Here is an 18,495-nt window from a genome sequence, read left to right as displayed (position 1 = left end):
TCCCGGCGGCTCGCGCCGGGGAACCGCCATCCGTGCACGGTTCCCTCGTCTGCGTCGCCCTCCCGTACATGGCCCTCTCCGCCGAGGACGGCCAGCTCGTCGGCCGCGCACTCGAAGGGGTCTACCAGTCGGGCCGCCGGCTGCTGTCCCGCAGTCGGCTCAGGGTGTTCGATCTGGAACCGCTCAGCCTCCAGGGGCGCATGGCAGGCTCCGACCGGGTGCGCTTCCTCGGCGTGGTCCGCACCCCCGCTGACCCCGGGCCCGACCCCGGTGTCACCGTCGAGCGCACCAGGGACGCGGACGGAACTGAGCGGATCACGTTCGGCAACGCCACGGGCCGCCCCCTGCGCCTTCCCGTCGAGCTGGCCCTCGGGACGGACCTGGCCGCGCTCGGTGCGGTGGCGGCCGGCCGGGCGGGTCCCGAGCTGCGCGCCTCCGTCCACGGCACCGGACTCCGCTGGTCCGCACCGGACGGCGCGCAGACCGTCGTCACCGCCGACCCGCCGCCGAAGGACGCCCTGGCCTCCGCGGGGGTACTGCGTTGGGAACTGGGGCTCGGCCCCGGGGCGCGCCGCACCATCGAGCTCGGCGTCCACACGGGCCGGGCGGCCCGGCCGGTCGCACGCAGTGGGGGCAGACCCTTCTGGAGGGCGTCGCCGAGGGCGACGACCCGCGCGTGGAGCCGTTGCTGCGGGCCTGCCTCGACGACCTGCGGGCCCTCCTGGTGCGGGACCCGGCACACCCGGGGACCTCCACCTCGCCGCCGGGGTGCCGTGGCGCTGCGGCCCGGCCCCCGCCGAGGCGCTGTGGGCCGCGCGCATGCTGCTCCCCCTGGGGACGCAGCTCGCGGCGGGCACGCTGCGCAGCGCCGCTCGGGCCGTGCAGACCGGCGCGGGCGCATCGGAGGGGCGGCTGGCCGGGCCTCTGAGAGACGCCGGGCCCTGCCTTCCGCCGGCGTGCACCGGCATCGAGGCGACCCTGGCGTTCCCCGCCGTGCTCGCGGAGGCCCGGTTGTGGGGGCTCCCCGAGCAGGACCTGTCCGAGCTGCTGCCCACTGCGGAGCGCTGCCTGAGCTGGCTGAGGGGCGCGGCCGGCGAGGACGGGTTCGTCGCCGAGCCGGGGCCCGGCGCCGGGGTCAGCCGCGCCGAGACCCAGGCCCACGCCCACCGCGCGGCGCTGCTCGGCGCCGACCTGCTGGAGGCGTGCAACCGGCCCGGTGCCGAAGACTGGCGGGACTGGGCGCGGGCGCTGCGCCTCCGGTTCGGTGCGGACTTCTGGTGCGACGACCCCGCAGGCGGACGGCCCGCGGCGGCGCTCACCGCGGACGGACGGCCCGTGCCGGTGCTCGGCGGTGGAGCGGCCCATCTGCTGGACACCGGTCTGCTGGGCGGAGGGCGGCCGGCCGACGGACTGTTGGACAAGGTCCAGACGGAACAGCTCGCGAGGCTGCTGGGTAGCCCCTCCTGCGACAGCGGCTGGGGTCTGCGGGGGCTGGCCGCCAAGGAGGCCGCGTACAACCCGTTCGGGCACCGCGCCGGAGCCGTCCGGGTCCATGAGACCGCTGTCGCCGTCGCCGGGCTCGCAGCCGCGGGATACGAGAAGGAGGCCGCCGGACTGCTGCGAGGACTGCTGGACGCCGCCGAGGCCTTCGCGTACCGGCTCCCCGAGATGTACGCGGGGGAGCAGCGCACCGCGGGAGGCGCGCCCGTGCCGCACCCGTCCGCCTGCCGCCCGGCCGCCGTCGCGGCGGCCGCCGCCGTCCACGTGCTGGTGGCGCTGGCGGGCATCCGGCCGGACGCTCCGGCCCGCACGGTGGCCCTCCAGCCGGTACGCTGCGCTCCGCTGGGGGCGATCAGGCTCGCCGGGCTGCGCATTGCGGGGGAATCGTTCGCCGTGCGCGTGAGCAGGCTGGGCCTCGGCATGGTGGAGGAGGCGGCCGCCGGACTCCAGTTGGGGGTGTGACCACAGTGCGCGCAGTGTCGCGGGAAGATCGCCGGGGGCGTGTTTATCGTCAGGAAGACGACTATGATCGCGGCATGCCCCCCTACGACCCCTCGGCCTTCCCGCCCTTCGCTGTGACCGTCGACCTGGTCGTGCTCACGGTCCGCCGTGACGCCCTGTGCGCGCTGGTCGTGCGACGGGGGGAACCGCCGTTCCAGGGCCGCTGGGCGCTGCCCGGGGGCTTCGTACGGCCCGACGAGGACCTGGACGCGGCCGCCGCCCGCGAGCTGGCCGAGGAGACGGGGCTGTGCGTGCATGAGCCGGGCGATCCGGAACCCGCGCCCGGAGCCGGGGCCCACCTGGAGCAGCTCGCCACCTACGGCGACCCCCGGCGCGACCCCCGCATGCGCGTGGTCAGCGTCGCCCACCTCGCCCTCGCCCCCGACCTGCCGGCGCCCCGGCCCGGCGGCGACGCCAACAGTGTCCGCTGGGCCGCTGTGGAGGAGCTGCTCAGCCCCGACAGCGGTGCCGACAGGAACGGCGAGGAGGCGGGGCAGCTCGCCTTCGACCACGCGCGCATCCTGGCCGACGGTGTGGAGCGGGCGCGGTCCAAGATCGAGTACTCCTCGCTGGCCACCGCGTTCTGCCCGGCGGAGTTCACCGTGGGAGAGCTGCGGCGGGTGTACGAAGCGGTCTGGGGCGTCGCCCTCGACCCGCGGAACTTCCACCGCAAGGTCACCGGCACGCCTGGCTTCCTGGTGCCCACGGGGGGCACCACGACACGGCAGGGCGGGCGCCCCGCCCAGCTGTTCCGCGCCGGCGGCGCGACCCTCCTCAACCCTCCGATGCTGCGCCCGGAGGTGTGACGGCGGTCGGCGCGGGCCGCCGCGGGCTCCTTCCTCCGGCCGTCCGGCCGTGCGCCGACGCCGACCGAGCTTCCGACGCGCTGCGCAAAAAGTCCGAAATGTGGCGTTATCGTGCTGCGGTACCCGCCCTGCCGCCGAGCGGTCTCATCTACCGCGAGAGAAGCGATGCTCCAGGCCATCGGACTTACCAGCATCCCCCGCCGCAACCGGCCGCCCGCCGTGCACGACCTCACCTTCGAGGCGCGGCCGGGCCGCGTCACCGCCCTCTTCGGCGCGCCCGGCGCGGGCAAGACCACAGCCCTGCGGCTGATGCTCGGCCTGGAACGCGGCCGGGGCGTCACGTACTTCCGCGGCCGCCCCCTGCACCGGATCGCCCACCCGCTCCGCGAGGTCGGCGTCCTCCTCGGCGACGTGCCCGGCCACCCGGCCCGCACCGCCCGCGGTCAGCTCCGGATGCTCTGCGCGGCCACCGGAGTCCCCGCCGAGCGCGCGGACGAACTCCTCGACGTGGTGGGCCTCGCCGAACTCCGCGACCAGCGGCTCGGCACCCTCTCCCTCGGGATGGAACGCCGACTCGGCATCGCCGCTGCCCTGTTGGGCGACCCCCACACCCTCCTCCTCGACGAACCCGCCGCCGGGCTCTCCCCGCGCGAGGCCGGCTGGCTGAGCGGAGTGCTGCGGGCCCACGCCGCCCACGGGGGCACCGTCCTGTTCACCACCTCCGACCCCCGGGAGGCCGCGCGCATCGCTGACCGCGTCGTCGCTGTCAGCGCGGGGCGGCTGGTCGCAGACCAGGACGTGCGGTCCTTCGCCGCCACCCGGTTGCGCCCCCGCGTCGCCGTCCACACCCCGCACGCCGCCCGCCTCGCCGCACTGCTCGGCCGGGAGGCCCGGGCCGCCCGCCGCGCCCTGGAGGTCGTCACCGAGGCCGGCAACCTGCTCCACGTGTACGGGGGCAGCTGCGCCGACGTGGGGGAGGTGGCGTTCCGGCACGGGATCCTCCTGCACCGCCTCGCCGACGAGACCGGCCCCGCCCCGGCGGCCGTCGCACAGGTGCCGCACGGCGAAGCCGCCCGCCGCGATGGCACGCGGTCGGAAGCGGACACGGCGCCCGCCTCCGCGGCGAACCGGCGCGGCGGGCTCACCCCGGCCCCGCGGCGGCCCTCGGTGGCCCAGAGGCCGGGGGCGACCACTCGCGGACTGGGCACCACGCCCCTCACCCGGCTCCCGGAGTCCGCGACCTCCACCCCGCCGCCCGCCGCGGAGGCAGCCGCCGCGCCGAACGCCGCGGCCGCCGAGCGCATGCCCGCAGAGCCGATGTGCCCTGCGTCACCGCAACCGGCATCCCCACGCCCCCGTCCGCGGACCCCGCGTGCCCACCGCCCGGCCGCACCACCCCGCGCCACCCCACCGCCCGGAGTGCGGTGGGCGCGGTGGCGCGGTGCGGGGCGGGGCCGCGGCGCGGGCCGCTGCGGCCGCTGCGGTATGAGGTGCGGCGGATCTTCGGCGTGCCCTCCACGCCGCTGACCATCGCCTCTGCGCTCGCCGTCTCGGCGGTGGCGGCCGTGCTGTCGGCGTGGAGGGGCAGTGCCCCCTCCACGACGTCCTGGCCGCCTGGCCGCCCTGCTGCCGCTGCCGCCCGCCGCGCTCGCCGCGGGGCTCCTGGGCGCCTTCTCGTACGGGCACGAGTTCCGCTACCCGGTCCTGCAGCACGCCCTCGGGGCGGCGCCCCGCCGCATCGGGCTGCTGGCGGCCAAGCTCGCCGTCACGGCCGCCCTCGCGCTGCTGCTGGCGGTGGCGGTGATCGTCGTCGACCTGGAGGTCCTGCGGCTGGTGTACGGCGGTGCGCTCATCCCCGTGCCGGCGAACTGGCCCGGCCTGTGCGCGGCGTGGGCGGGGCTGCTGGTGGGGTGCGGCTGGGTCGGACTGCTGGCGGCGGGGGCGTTCCGTGCGACGGCCGCGGGGGTGGCGGCGGTCCTGTCCGTCCCCGTCGTCGCCCCGCTCGTGGAGCGGGTGCTCGCCGGGCCTCCCGCCCGCCCGGTCGCGGGGCTGCCGGCACGGCTGCGGGAGTTCGCGTGGGCCCGCTGGCCGCAGGAGGCCGACCGCTGGCTGGAGGGCGCCGCGCGCGTTCTCGCCCAACCCGTCGCCGCGGCCCTGACCTTGTCCCTGGCGGCGCTCCTCTGCGCGTTTCTGTTCCCCCGGCTATGGCGCGGGGCCGGAAGCTGATCGCTTGCGTTCAGGCGCCGACCGATCCTTTTCAATCGGTCGAGACGCCTTGGAAATTGCCCGCTTCCTTCCGATAAGGCGTCAATTGGGCAACGAGCACCGATCACCCTTTCGTGTGCTTTTCACCAAAGACCTCAAGGGGCCCGGAACCCGCGCCGACAAAGGAGGCGTGAGTACCCTTGCGCACACCATGATGACCGCCGCCCGCCCCGCCGAGGCCCCCCTCGCCGGCCCGGGCGGACTGGACCGCTACCCCTACGCGGAGGCGCCCGCCCCCGAGCGCGCCCCCGCCCCCGCGTGGGACGCCGCAGAAACGGAGTTGGGCCGGATGGGCCGCCGCACCGGCGCCAGCCGCGGCCGCGGACTCCACGGCCAACTCGTCCAGCAGCTCGGCCAGATGATCGTCTCCGGGGACCTCGGAGCCGACCGGCCCCTGGTCCCCGAGGAGATCGGCCAGCGCTTCGAGGTGTCCCGCACCGTCGTCCGCGAGTCGCTGCGGGTCCTGGAGGCCAAGGGCCTCGTCAGCGCCCGTCCCAACGTCGGCACCCGGGTCCGCCCGGTCGGGGACTGGAACCTCCTCGACCCCGACATCATCGAGTGGCGGGCCTTCGGCCCCCAGCGCGACGACCAGCGCCGCGAGCTCGCCGAGCTGCGCTGGACCATCGAGCCCCTGGCCGCCCGCCTGGCCGCCGGGCACGGGCGCGAGGACCTGCAGCGCCGCCTCGCCGACATGGTCGAGATCATGGGCCACGCCCTCGGGCAGGGCGACGCCCTCACGTTCTCCCGCGCCGACGCCGAGTTCCACTCCCTCGTCATCCAGCTCGCCGGCAACCGCATGCTGGAGCACCTCTCCGGCATCGTCTCCGCGGCCCTCCAGGTCTCCGGCGCCCCCGCGATCAGCTGCGACCGGCCCGGGGAGGCGTGCGTGACCCACCACGCCAGGATCGTGGAGGCCCTGGCCGCCGGGGACGGGCAGGCCGCGGAAGGCGCCATGCGCCAGCTCCTCATCGTCCAGCCCGACGTGGAACGGGTCGTGCCCGCTCCGCGTGAGCACTGAACCGCGTACCGTGACCGCACCGAGGGTGCTCCGGCGCCGTACGACGGTGTGTTGCCGGATCCCCGGGGTGCCCGCCCGCGTCGGCCCGCGGCCGTGCCGGTCCCGGCGGGTGCGGGAACCCCGGGGTCCGGTGGTCCGATTGCGGCGCGTTTGTCGCATTGGGTCGCTTTCTCTCGCCTCGGGATGTGACTCGGGCCACGCGGAACGGGCGTAACGCTCCGCGGAGCACGGCGATGACCTAAGAGGTGACAGCCGAGGAGGGAATACAGCCGCCGCAGACGGCGCTGTCCACCTCCGAGGTTCAGCCCGCGTCGTCGGCCATCCCCCGCCGGCGGTCGTCGGCTCCGGCCCGTTCCCGGGCGGGGCCGGAAGCCGTTTCCCATCGTTCCGAGAGGTTGTTCGTGTCGGCCAGCACATCGCGTACGCTCCCGCCGGAGATCGCCGAGTCCAAGTCTGTGATGGCGCTCATCGAGCGGGGAAAGGCTGCGGGGCAGATCGCGGGCGATGACGTGCGTCGGGCCTTCGAGGCTGACCAGATTCCGCCAACCCAGTGGAAGAATGTTCTGCGCAGCCTCAATCAGATCCTCGAGGAAGAGGGTGTGACGCTGATGGTCAGTGCAGCGGAGTCGCCGAAGCGCGCCCGCAAGAGCGTCGCAGCGAAGAGCCCGGCAAAGCGCACCGCCACGAAGACCGTCACCGCCAGGAAGACCGCGGCCAAGCCGGCCGCGTCGCCCGACACGGCGGCCACGGCGGCCCAGGGCGAGGACACCCCGGCCGACGAGGCCGGTGCCGCGCCCGCCAAGAAGGCCGCCGCGAAGAAGACGGCGGCGAAGAAGACCGTCGCCAAGAAGGCGGCGGCGAAGAAGACGACGGCCAAGAAGACGGCCGCGAAGAAGGACGGTGAGGAACTCCTCGACGCCGACGAGCTCCTCGAAGAGGTGCAGCCCGGCAAGGGCGAGGAAGAGGAGACCGAGGGCGAGGCCAAGGGCTTCGTGCTGTCCGACGAGGACGAGGACGACGCTCCTGCCCAGCAGGTCGCCGTCGCCGGCGCCACGGCCGACCCGGTCAAGGACTACCTCAAGCAGATCGGCAAGGTCCCCCTGCTCAACGCCGAGCAGGAGGTCGAGCTCGCCAAGCGCATCGAGGCCGGCCTGTTCGCCGAGGACAAGCTCGCGAACGCCGACAAGCTGGCGCCGAAGCTCAAGCGCGAGCTGGAGATCATCGCCGAGGACGGCCGCCGCGCCAAGAACCACCTGCTGGAGGCCAACCTCCGCCTGGTCGTCTCCCTCGCCAAGCGCTACACCGGCCGCGGCATGCTCTTCCTGGACCTGATCCAGGAAGGCAACCTCGGCCTGATCCGCGCCGTCGAGAAGTTCGACTACACCAAGGGCTACAAGTTCTCCACGTACGCCACCTGGTGGATCCGTCAGGCGATCACCCGCGCCATGGCCGACCAGGCCCGCACCATCCGCATCCCGGTGCACATGGTCGAGGTCATCAACAAGCTCGCGCGCGTCCAGCGCCAGATGCTCCAGGACCTGGGCCGCGAGCCCACCCCGGAGGAGCTGGCCAAGGAACTCGACATGACCCCGGAGAAGGTCATCGAGGTCCAGAAGTACGGCCGGGAGCCCATCTCCCTGCACACCCCGCTCGGTGAGGACGGCGACAGCGAGTTCGGCGACCTGATCGAGGACTCCGAGGCGGTCGTGCCCGCCGACGCCGTCAGCTTCACCCTCCTCCAGGAGCAGCTGCACTCGGTGCTCGACACCCTCTCCGAGCGTGAGGCGGGCGTCGTGTCCATGCGCTTCGGCCTCACCGACGGCCAGCCGAAGACGCTGGACGAGATCGGCAAGGTGTACGGCGTGACCCGCGAGCGGATCCGCCAGATCGAGTCGAAGACCATGTCGAAGCTGCGCCACCCGTCCCGTTCGCAGGTGCTGCGGGACTACCTGGACTGACCGCAGCGCGAACGTCGGCACCGCCGGGGCCCGGTTTCCGAAAGGGAGCCGGGCCCCCCGGCGTTGCGCGGGGTGCGCCGCACCGCATCCTGCCTGACTCTGAGTGCACGACATGCTTCAGGGAGTCAGGAGCCCGTATGCCTCGTGTGCCCCGTTCGTTGTGTGTGCGTCGTGCTCGCCGGCCGTACGCGCGTCATCCACTCGGCCGGAAGCGGGCCGCGGCCGCCTTCCTGGCCGCCGCGGCGGCGTTCGTCCCCCTGGTGGCCCCCGCGCCCGCGGCCGCCGACGGTGTCGTGGTCGGAGGGCAGGCGGCGACCACCTCGGAAGCCCCCTGGGTGGTGGCGCTGGCCAGCCGTGACCGGTTCGGCCGTATCAGGGCGGGGCAGTTCTGCGGGGGTGTGGTCATCGCGCCCGCCAAGGTGGCCACCGCGGCGCACTGCCTCCAGGAGGAGGTGCTCGGCGTGGACCCCGCCAGTATCCGCGACCTCAAGGTCATCGCGGGCCGCACCGAACTGCGGGGTAGCGGCGGCCGCGAGATCGCCGTCAAGGAGGTCGTCGTCAATCCCGCCTACGACCCGGCCACCAACGCGGGTGACGCGGCCGTCCTCACTCTGGCCGAGCCGCTTCCCGCCGCGCACGTGCTGCCCGTCGCACCGGTAGGGGACCCCGCGTACGAGCCGGGCACGGAGGCGCGGGTCTACGGCTGGGGCGACACCACAGGGGTCGGGACGTACGCGTACGGGCTCCGCGTCGCCACGGTGGGTGTGTTGCCGGACGCGGCGTGTGAGCGGGCGTACCCGGGTGGGCGGGCGGCTGTGCGCTACCTCGCGGACACGATGCTGTGCGCGGGTGACCCGCAGGGCGGACGGGACGCCTGCCAGGGCGACAGCGGCGGGCCGTTGGTGGCGCGGGGGCGGCTCATCGGCCTGGTGTCGTGGGGCAGCGGCTGCGGCAGGGCGGACAACCCGGGCGTCTACACCCGCGCCGCGACGGTGCTGCCCCAGGGCTGAGGTGTGCATGCGGGCCGCCTGCCGTTCCGGGAGGCGGCCCCGGCGCGCCACGGTGGGCGCGCGGCCGGGTTGCGCGCGTGCGAGGGTGTCCCCCTCGTCAGCGGCGACCGCTCCCGGCGGCGTCGCGGGCCGTACGGGCCCCGACGAGCGCTCTCCGAGAGGGCGGTGGCACAGGAGCGTGTGCGGGGGCGCGCAGGTAGGCGCCAGGGCGCGCTGCCGGGCCACGCCGCGGGAGCGGCGCGGTGGGCCGTCACTCCGGTGCGTTACCGCCTAGGCGCGGGGTGTGATCGGCCGGGTGGGTCAGATGTGCGGATACGAGGACGGGCGGCGTTCCCCGGTCAGGGGGCGGCCGCCCGTCGGCCGGTCCTTGACCGGCTGCTGGCTCGTCGTGGATGCGCGTGTCAGCGGTCCTCGGTGGGTGCGTCGGCCGGCACGGTGGTGAGCCGGTCCGTCTCATCCTGTATCTCCGCGGCGATCTTCTTCAGCTCCGGCTCGAACTTGCGGCCGTGGTGGGCGCAGAAGAGCAGTTCGCCACCGCTGGTCAGCACGACGCGCAGATATGCCTGGGCGCCGCAGCGGTCGCAGCGGTCGGCGGCCGTCAGCGGGCTCGCGGGGGTCAGAACAGTAGTCACGTCGCCTCTTCTCTAGCTCGACGAGCTGTCGTACCAGGGTCAACATCCAACCAGGCCGAAAACGTTCCCGCTCGCGGCTTTTCCTCGAAACTTTTTCCAAGGAGGGGACTCTGGCCGTCTGCTGCCGGTTGGCGGCGAATGAGCCGTATTGCTGTCTCGCTGTGCGTTACGGGTTTCGCGTTGCTTGTCTCGTACGTCCTCCCGGCCGGGTTGCCGGTTGTGCATGAGGACGTGCCCGGAGCCTAAATGGTTCATGCCTGGAAGGGAACGTGATGTCCACGTCACCCGCACGAGGGATCGAACACCCATGCGACGCTGGACTAGCATGAGCCTACGCGAGGGTGGCGTGACAACGGCTCTACCAGGGCTCTGTACGCTCGGACCGGCGACAGACGCCGAGCCTTACCCCACGGGGCCAGAACTCAAATTCAGCGAGGAGCGAACCGCGTGACCGCCGAAACGTCCGTTCCGTCCAGTGCGCTGCTGACAGCAGACCGTGACGGTTCCAACTACACCGCGCGGCACCTGCTCGTACTTGAGGGCCTTGAGGCGGTCCGCAAGCGCCCCGGCATGTACATCGGGTCCACCGACAGCAGGGGCCTGATGCACTGCATCTGGGAGATCATCGACAACTCCGTCGACGAGGCCCTGGGCGGCTACTGCGACCACATCGAGGTCGTCCTGCACGACGACGGGTCGGTGGAGGTCAGGGACAACGGGCGGGGCATCCCCGTCGACGTCGAGCCGAAGACGGGCCTCTCCGGTGTCGAGGTCGTCATGACCAAGCTGCACGCCGGCGGCAAGTTCGGCGGCGGCTCGTACGCCGCCTCCGGCGGCCTGCACGGCGTCGGCGCCTCCGTCGTGAACGCCCTCTCGTCCCGCCTCGACGTCGAGGTCGACCGCGGCGGCCACACGCACGCGATCAGCTTCCGCCGGGGCGTGCCCGGGATCTTCACCGAGTCCGGCCCCGACGCGCCCTTCGACCCCACGGGTGGCCTGCGCAAGGCCAAGCGCGTCCCCAAGACCCGCACCGGCACACGCGTGCGCTACTGGGCGGACCGCCAGATCTTTCTCAAGGACGCCAAGCTGTCCCTGGAGACCCTGCACCAGCGGGCCCGGCAGACGGCCTTCCTGGTGCCCGGCCTCACCATCGTCGTCCGCGACGACCGCGACCTCGACGGCATCGGCAAGAGCCAGGAGATCTTCCGCTTCGACGGCGGCATCAGCGAGTTCTGCGAGTACCTCGGCCAGGACAAGCCGGTCTGCGACGTGCTGCGCCTCACCGGGCAGGGCACCTTCAAGGAGACCGTGCCCGTCCTCGACGAGCGCGGCCACATGACGCCGACCGAGGTCACCCGTGAGCTCGGCGTCGACGTCGCCCTGCGCTGGGGCACCGGCTACGACACCACGGTCCGCTCCTTCGTGAACATCATCGCCACTCCCAAGGGCGGCACCCACGTCACCGGCTTCGAGCGCGCCGTCACCAAGACCGTCAACGAGGTGCTGCGGTCCAGCAAGCTGCTGCGGGTCGCCGAGGACGACGTCGTCAAGGACGACGCCCTGGAGGGCCTGACCGCCGTCGTGACCGTGCGGCTCGCCGAGCCGCAGTTCGAGGGCCAGACCAAGGAGGTGCTCGGCACCTCCGCCGCCAACCGGATCGTGGCCAACGTCGTCGCCAAGGAGCTCAAGGCATTCCTGACCTCCACCAAGCGCGATGCCAAGGCCCAGGCCCGCGCGGTCCTGGAGAAGATCGTCGCCGCCGCCCGCACCCGGATCGCGGCCCGCCAGCACAAGGAGGCCCAGCGCCGCAAGACCGCGCTGGAGACCTCCTCCCTGCCCGCGAAGCTCGCGGACTGCCGCAGCGACGACGTCGAGCGCAGCGAGCTGTTCATCGTCGAGGGCGACTCCGCGCTCGGCACCGCCAAGCTCGCCCGCAACAGCGAGTTCCAGGCGCTGCTGCCCATCCGCGGCAAGATCCTCAACGTCCAGAAGTCGTCCGTCTCGGACATGCTGAAGAACGCCGAGTGCGGCGCGATCATCCAGGTCATAGGGGCCGGATCCGGCCGTACCTTCGACCTCGACGCCGCCCGCTACGGCAAGATCGTGCTGCTCGTGGACGCCGACGTCGACGGCGCCCACATCCGCTGCCTGCTCCTCACGCTCTTCCAGCGCTACATGCGGCCCATGGTGGAGGCCGGGCGGGTCTTCGCCGCCGTACCGCCGCTGCACCGCATCGAACTCGTCCAGCCCAAGAAGGGCCAGGACAAGTACGTGTACACGTACTCCGACAGCGAGCTGCGCCAGACGCTCCTGGAGTTCCAGCGCAAGGGGGTCCGCTACAAGGACTCCATCCAGCGCTACAAGGGCCTCGGCGAGATGGACGCCGACCAGCTGGCCGAGACCACCATGGACCCGCGCCACCGCACCCTGCGCCGTATCAACATCGGTGACCTGGAGGCGGCGGAGCAGGTGTTCGACCTGCTCATGGGCAACGAGGTGGCGCCCCGCAAGGAGTTCATCACCAGCTCCGCGGCGACCCTCGACCGCTCCCGCATCGACGCCTGAGGCATCGCCGCCCGGGTGCGAGCCCGCCGACCGGAGCCCTTCCGGCGGCGGGCTCCTCCGGTTTCCGCGCCCTCGCCACCCCCGATCCCGTCGTCCGCCGTGCCGTTCCGGCGCGGCCCGTGCCCTGCCGAGCCCCCTTCCTCGGCCCGTTCTCCTCCACCCCCGGTCCGCTATCACCTGATGGGGTGAAGTGCGCGGAGAGAAGAGTCCGAGATCTTCCCGTTCTGCCCATCCTTGGGCAACGCGGCCGAAACGGTTCGCTGACAAGGAGAGTTGACCGGTGGACAAGTGGGAAGGACTCGACACCGCCGCGACGCGGATCGAGGACCCTTGGTACGACGCGCTGGCGTCCGGGTGGGGCGAGCAGACCGGGACGGTTCCGGCCGCCGCCCCGAGGCAGCGGCCGGAACCCGACCCCGCGGCGCGGCCCCGCAGCACGGCCGAGATCTACCTCGACGTGCAGCGCAGCCCCGCCTTCCAGGAAGTCCGCAGCCGCTACCGGCGGTTCGTCCTGCCGGCCACCGTGGCCTTCCTCGGGTGGTACCTCGCCTATGTCGTCGCCGCCACGGTCGCCCCCGGCGTGATGGCCCGACCCGTGGCGGGCGCGGTGAACGTGGCGATGGTCGCCTGCCTCGCGCAGTTCCTGACCACCTTCGCCCTCACCTGGGCCTACGCCCGGCACGCCCGCGTGCACCGCGACCGCGCCGCGCTCGACCTCCGCTGGGACACCCAGCAGCTGACCCGGGAGGCCCAGCGGTGACCGGCGACCACCAGACCCTGGCCCTGGTGCTGTTCAGCGCCTTCGTCGCGGTGACGCTCGCCATCACCACCTGGGCCGGCCGCCGGCGGCGGGGCACCGCCGAGGAGTTCTACGCCGGAGGACGCCTCTTCTCCCCGATGGAGAACGGTTTCGCCATCGCAGGCGACTACATGTCCGCCGCGTCCTTCCTCGGGATCTCCGGGCTCATCGCCCTCTACGGCTACGACGGGATGCTGTACTCCGTCGGCTTCCTCGTGGCCTGGCTTGTCGTCCTGCTGCTCGTCGCGGAACTCGTGCGCAACTGCGGCCGCTTCACTCTCGCCGACGTCATCGCCGCCCGCATGGGGGAGCCGAGGATCCGCACCGCCGTGGGAACTTCCGCGGTGGCCGTGTCCGTTCTCTACCTGGTCGCCCAGATGGTCGGCGCGGGCAGCCTCGTGGCGCTCCTCCTCGGCGGGACGAGCGGGGCCGCACGCTCGTGGACCGTCGTCGGAGTGGGCGCCCTGATGATCGTCTACGTGTCGCTGGGAGGGATGCGCGCCACCACCTGGATCCAGATCGTCAAAGCCGTGCTGCTCATGGCGGGCGCGCTCACCCTCACCGGGCTCGTCCTGCTGCGCTTCCACGGCGACATCGACGCGCTGCTCACCACAGCGGCCGACCGCAGCGGCCACGGCCGGGACTTCCTCGCCCCCGGCCTCGCGTACGGCACCGACTGGACCGCGCGGCTGGACTTCATCAGCCTCGGCCTCGCCCTCGTCCTCGGCACCGCCGGGCTGCCGCACATCCTCGCCCGCTTCTACACCGTGCCGACGGCGCGCTCCGCCCGCCGCTCCACCGTCTGGTCGATCGGCCTCATCGGCAGCTTCTACCTGATGACGATCGTGCTCGGCTTCGGCGCCGCGGCCCTCCTCGGCAGCGACGCCGTACGGGACTCCAACGCCGCGGGCAACACCGCGGTGCCCCTGCTCGCCCTGCACCTCGGCGGGGGAGCGGGCTCCACCGGCGGCGCGGTGCTGTTCGGGGTCGTCGCCGCCGTGGCGTTCGCGACGATCCTCGCCGTCGTCGCCGGCATCACCCTGGCCTCGTCCACCTCGGTGGCGCACGACCTGTACGCGTCGCTCGCCCGGCGCTGGGGAGGGGCTCCGTACAGCGAGGTCGCCGTCGCCCGGGTGGCGTCCGTCGTGATCGGCGCGGCCGCCATCGGGCTCGGGCTGCTCGCGCAGGACCTGAACGTGGCGTTCCTCGTCGGTCTGGCCTTCGCGGTGGCCGCCTCGGCGAACCTGCCCGTCCTGCTGTACACGCTGTTCTGGCGCCGGTTCACCGTGCGCGGGGCGGTGTGGTCCGTGTACGGCGGACTCGTGCCCGCCGTGCTGCTGGTGGCGCTGTCGCCGGTGGTCTCCGGCAGTCCCGGCGCCCTGTTCCCCGGCGTGGACTTCCACGTCTTCCCGCTGCAGAACCCGGGCGTGGTCTCCATCCCGCTCGGCTTCCTCGCGGGATGGCTCGGCACCGTCACGTCCCACGAGCCGCCGGACGCCGCGAAGCACGCGGAGACGGAGGTCCGCGCCCTCACCGGCGCCGGAGCCGTCTGACGGCCCGGCCCGCCGCCGCCCCTCCCGTCCCACCCCGCGAACCCGCACGGACCGCGAAGACGGCCCGGCCGGGCAGCCCCGCGGGCGCGCACCCGGCCCCCGGTCGCGCCCTGGTCGCCGCGCGCCGGTCGCCCCGGGCCCCGGTCGCCGCCCCCGGCAAGCGCGGCGGTGCCCGGCCCGGTCGCGCACGGCGGCCCGCACGGCCGCCCTGCGTTCCGCGGACGTGCGGGCGCGCTGCGGTCCGCGGACGTGCGGGCGCGCTGCGGTCCGCGGACGTGGGGGCGCCCTGCCTATCCTGAGAGGCGGCCATCGACAGGAAGGTGCCTCTTGAGCCTGCAGCAGCGCCCGCAGCAGATCCCCGTCGTCGTCCTCGCGGGCTTCCTCGGATCCGGCAAGACGACCCTGCTCAACCACCTGCTGCGCACCGCGCGCGGCACCCGCATCGGGGTCATGGTCAACGACTTCGGCTCCATCGAGATCGACGCCATGACCGTCGCGGGGCAGGTCGGCTCCACGGTCTCCCTCGGCAACGGCTGCCTGTGCTGCGCCGTCGACGCGAGCGAACTCGACACCTATCTGGAGGTCCTCACCCGGCCCGCCTCCGGCATCGACGTGATCGTCATCGAGGCCAGCGGCCTCGCCGAGCCGCAGGAACTGGTCAGGATGGTGCTCGCCAGCGACAACGAGCGGATCGTGTACGGCGGCCTCGTGCAGGTCGTCGACGCCGCCGAGTTCGACGCCACCCGCGCCCGCCACCCCGAGAGCGACCGGCACCTGGCGCTCGCGGACCTCGTCGTCGTCAACAAGGCCGACCGCGTCCCGGCCCGCGAACTGGCGCGGGTCCGCGACGCCGTCGCCGAACTCGCCGGGCCTGCCGCGGTCGTCGACGCGGCGTACGGGCGGATCGACCCCGAGCTGCTCTTCGACCGCGCCGCCAGGACCGAGGACGAGCTGGTCGGCGGACGCCAGCTCTCCTTCGAGGACCTGTACGCCGAGGCATACGACGCAGCCCACGACCACGCCCGGCACCCGCACGCGGCCTACGACACGGTGTCCTTCACCGCCGAGGCGCCCCTGCACCCCCGCCGCCTCATGGAGTTCCTGGACTCCCGGCCCGACGGGCTCTACCGCGTCAAGGGCTTCGTCGACTTCGGCAGCGCCGACCCCGCCAACCGCTACGGCCTGCACGCCGTCGGCCGGTTCCTGCGGTTCTCCCCGCAGCCCTGGCCGCCCGGCGAGCCGCGCCTCACCCAACTGGTGCTCATCGGATCCGGCACCGACGGGGAGGCGCTGCGCAAGGCCCTCGACGGCTGCACGGTCGCAGGACCGCACGACGTCCCCGACCCGCACAGCATGTGGGGCGTCCTCCGCTACGTACCGGACCCTGGCGATGATGAGCCGGACGTACCGGAGGACGCCCCCTGAGAACCGCCGCTACGACACCGGGCCGGCGACCACCGCCACCGGCTTCACCAGCGGCACGCCCGAGCCGTCCCGGCGCGGGTCCGGGTCCGGCAGCTCCACCGGGGCGCCGTTCTTCTGCGCCGCGCGCGCCGGAGCCTCACCCGCCCAGGCGAACACCAGCACGTCCTCGCCCTTCAGGAACCGCTGGCAGCGCACGCCGCCCGTGGCCCGCCCCTTGCGCGGGAACTGGTCGAACGGCGTCACCTTCGCCGACGTACCGACCGACGCGTCCAGCTGGCCCGTCGCACCCGCGACGGTGAACACCACCGCGTCGGCCGCCGGGTCCACGGCGGTGAACGACAGCACCTGTGCCCCCGCCGCCAGCTTCACTCCCGCCATACCGCCCGCGGCGCGGCCCTGCGGCCGCACCTGCGACGCCGGGTAGCGCAGCAGCTGCGCGTCCGAGGTGATGAAGACCAGGTCCTCCTCGCCGGTCCGCAGCTCCGCGCCCCCGACGATCCGGTCGCCCTCCTTCAGGGTCATGACCTCCAACTCGTCCTTGTTGGCGGGGTAGTCCGGCGCCACCCGCTTCACCACGCCCTGCAGGGTGCCCAGCGCCAGCCCGGGCGACGCCTCGTCCAGCGTCGTCAGGCAGACGACCGTCTCGTCCTTCTCCAGCGTCAGGAACTCCGACAGCGGCGCCCCGCCCGCCAGGTTCGGCGCCGCCGCCGTGTCCGGCAGCTGCGGCAGATCGACCACGGAGACGCGCAGCAGCCGGCCGGCGGACGTCACCGCGCCCACCGCGCCCCGCACCGTCGCCGCCACGGCCGACACGATCACGTCGTGCTTGACCCGCCGGCCGGCGGCCTCAGGCAGCGGTTCGCCCGAGGCCGTACGGGCCAGCAGGCCCGTCGACGACAGCAGCACCCGGCACGGGGAGTCCTCGACCTCCAGCGGCATCGTGGGGGCCGCGGCGCCCGCCGACTCCAGCAGCACCGTGCGCCGCGGCGTGCCGAACTTCTTCGCCACCGCGGCCAGCTCGGACGACACCAGCTTCCGCAGCTCCGCGTCCGAGTCCAGGATCCGCGTCAGCTGCTCGATCTCGTCGGCCAGCCGGTCCCGCTCCGCCTCGAGCTCCAGCCGGTCGAACTTGGTGAGCCGGCGCAGCGGCGTGTCGAGGATGTACTGCGTCTGCACCTCGCTCAGCCCGAACCGCTCCATCAGGCGCTGCTTGGCCTCCGCCGAGTTCTCACTCGACCGGATCAGCCGGATCACCTCGTCGATGTCGACGAGCGCCACCAGCAGGCCCTCGACCAGGTGCAGCCGGTCCTGCTTCTTGCCCCGGCGGAACTCGCTGCGCCGCCGCACCACCTCGAAGCGGTGGTCGAGGTAGACCTCCAGCAGCTCCTTCAGGCCGAGCGTGACCGGCTGCCCGTCCACCAGCGCCACGTTGTTGATGCCGAAGGACTCCTCCATCGGCGTCAGCTTGTACAGCTGCTCCAGCACCGCCTCGGGCACGAAACCGTTCTTGATCTCGATGACCAGGCGCAGCCCGTGCTCCCGGTCCGTGAGGTCCTTGACGTCCGCGATGCCCTGGAGCTTCTTCGCGCCGACCAGGTCCTTGATCTTGGCGATGACCTTCTCCGGGCCGACCGTGAACGGCAGCTCGGTCACCACGATGCCCTTGCGGCGCGGGGTGACGTTCTCCACGGTCGCCGTGGCGCGGATCTTGAAGGTGCCGCGGCCGGAGTCGTACGCGTCCTTGATGCCGTTCAGACCGACGATCCGCCCGCCCGTCGGCAGGTCGGGCCCCGGCACGAACCGCATCAGGGTCTCCAGGTCCGCGCCCGGGTGCCTGATCAGGTGCCGGGCGGCGGCGATCACCTCGCCGAGGTTGTGCGGCGGCATGTTCGTCGCCATGCCGACCGCGATTCCGGACGCGCCGTTGACCAGCAGGTTCGGGAACGCGGCCGGCAGGGCGGCCGGCTCGCGCTCCTGCCCGTCGTAGTTCGGGGCGAAGTCGACGGTGTTCTCGTCGATCGACTCCGTCATCAGGCTCGCCGCGTCCGCCGCGCGGCACTCCGTGTACCGCATGGCGGCCGGCGGGTCGTCGTTGCCCAGCGAGCCGAAGTTGCCGTGGCCGTCCACCAGCGGCAGCCGCATCGAGAACGGCTGCGCCATGCGCACCAGCGCGTCGTAGATCGACGCGTCGCCGTGCGGGTGGAGCTTGCCCATCACCTCGCCGACGACGCGGGCGCACTTCACGAAGCCGCGGTCCGGCCGCAGCCCCATCTCGTTCATCTGGTACACGATGCGCCGGTGCACGGGCTTCAGGCCGTCCCGGGCGTCCGGCAGGGCCCGGGAGTAGATCACCGAGTACGCGTACTCGAGGAAGGAGCCCTGCATCTCGTCGACGACGTCGATGTCGAGGATCCGCTCCTCGAAATCGTCGGGCGGCGTGGTCTTCGTGCTGCGGCGGGCCAT

General features: G+C 73.3%; 11 protein-coding genes and 2 pseudogenes. 11 read left to right on the top strand and 2 right to left on the bottom strand.

Annotated elements, in window-relative coordinates:
• The first annotated feature begins 68 nt into the window (after positions 1-68).
• From L6E17_RS05270 to L6E17_RS05245, 7 genes and pseudogenes are all read left to right on the top strand, one after another.
• Positions 69-1,962, top strand: a pseudogene (locus L6E17_RS05270) (glycogen debranching N-terminal domain-containing protein).
• Positions 1,963-2,036: 74 nt separating this feature from the next.
• The gene (locus L6E17_RS05265; protein ID WP_236239540.1) at positions 2,037-2,807 is read left to right on the top strand and encodes an NUDIX domain-containing protein; all 771 of its coding nucleotides are present in this window, start codon (positions 2,037-2,039) and stop codon (positions 2,805-2,807) included.
• Between the two features lie 165 nt (positions 2,808-2,972).
• Positions 2,973-3,956 (top strand): annotated as a pseudogene (locus L6E17_RS31370) (ATP-binding cassette domain-containing protein); the annotation flags it as partial.
• Positions 3,957-4,394: 438 nt separating this feature from the next.
• Entirely contained in the window at positions 4,395-5,033 is a 639-nt protein-coding gene (locus L6E17_RS31365; RefSeq protein WP_374108987.1) for a hypothetical protein, read from the top strand.
• A 115-nt stretch (positions 5,034-5,148) separates the two neighbouring features.
• Positions 5,149-6,090 (top strand): FadR/GntR family transcriptional regulator, encoded by a 942-nt coding sequence (locus tag L6E17_RS05255; protein WP_308315826.1) that lies wholly within the window; start codon positions 5,149-5,151, stop codon positions 6,088-6,090.
• Positions 6,091-6,491: 401 nt separating this feature from the next.
• The gene (locus tag L6E17_RS05250) at positions 6,492-8,048 is read left to right on the top strand and encodes an RNA polymerase sigma factor (RefSeq protein WP_236239538.1); all 1,557 of its coding nucleotides are present in this window, start codon (positions 6,492-6,494) and stop codon (positions 8,046-8,048) included.
• Positions 8,049-8,212: 164 nt separating this feature from the next.
• On the top strand, positions 8,213-9,058 hold the full coding sequence (locus tag L6E17_RS05245; RefSeq protein ID WP_374108986.1) for a trypsin-like serine protease: 846 nt from the start codon (positions 8,213-8,215) through the stop codon (positions 9,056-9,058).
• A 401-nt stretch (positions 9,059-9,459) separates the two neighbouring features.
• On the opposite strand, the gene L6E17_RS05240 is transcribed toward L6E17_RS05245, so the two are convergent.
• On the bottom strand, positions 9,460-9,690 hold the full coding sequence (locus L6E17_RS05240; protein WP_236239537.1) for a hypothetical protein: 231 nt from the start codon (positions 9,688-9,690) through the stop codon (positions 9,460-9,462).
• Positions 9,691-10,137: 447 nt separating this feature from the next.
• Here L6E17_RS05240 and L6E17_RS05235 point away from each other — a divergent pair, with 447 nt between their 5' ends.
• From L6E17_RS05235 to L6E17_RS05220, 4 genes are all read left to right on the top strand, one after another.
• The gene (locus tag L6E17_RS05235) at positions 10,138-12,255 is read left to right on the top strand and encodes a type IIA DNA topoisomerase subunit B (protein WP_236239536.1); all 2,118 of its coding nucleotides are present in this window, start codon (positions 10,138-10,140) and stop codon (positions 12,253-12,255) included.
• 280 nt (positions 12,256-12,535) lie between these two features.
• Entirely contained in the window at positions 12,536-13,015 is a 480-nt protein-coding gene (locus L6E17_RS05230) for a DUF485 domain-containing protein (RefSeq protein ID WP_236239535.1), read from the top strand.
• Positions 13,012-14,607 (top strand): cation acetate symporter, encoded by a 1,596-nt coding sequence (locus tag L6E17_RS05225; RefSeq protein ID WP_236239534.1) that lies wholly within the window; start codon positions 13,012-13,014, stop codon positions 14,605-14,607. Before L6E17_RS05230 ends, L6E17_RS05225 begins: the two co-directional genes overlap by 4 nt.
• A gap of 327 nt (positions 14,608-14,934) precedes the next feature.
• Positions 14,935-16,032, top strand: coding sequence for a GTP-binding protein (locus tag L6E17_RS05220; RefSeq protein WP_236239533.1), 1,098 nt, complete (start codon positions 14,935-14,937; stop codon positions 16,030-16,032).
• Between the two features lie 9 nt (positions 16,033-16,041).
• Here the strand turns inward: L6E17_RS05220 and L6E17_RS05215 are convergent, their stop codons facing one another.
• Entirely contained in the window at positions 16,042-18,495 is a 2,454-nt protein-coding gene (locus tag L6E17_RS05215; protein WP_236239532.1) for a DNA topoisomerase (ATP-hydrolyzing) subunit A, read from the bottom strand.

Origin of the sequence: Streptomyces sp. CC228A (assembly GCF_021390935.1) — a bacterium.
Classification (GTDB): Bacteria; Actinomycetota; Actinomycetes; order Streptomycetales; family Streptomycetaceae; genus Streptomyces.
Note: the sequence above shows the minus strand (reverse complement) of the source record. Positions and strands in the feature narration are given on the sequence as shown.

What these genes read in the sequence shown, in the direction of transcription:
- L6E17_RS05265 (WP_236239540.1), top strand. Translation starts at nt 2,037, where the DNA reads ATGCCCCCCTACGACCCCTCGGCCTTCCCGCCCTTCGCTGTGACCGTC.
- L6E17_RS05215 (WP_236239532.1), bottom strand. Translation starts at nt 18,495, where the DNA reads ATGGCCCGCCGCAGCACGAAGACCACGCCGCCCGACGATTTCGAGGAG.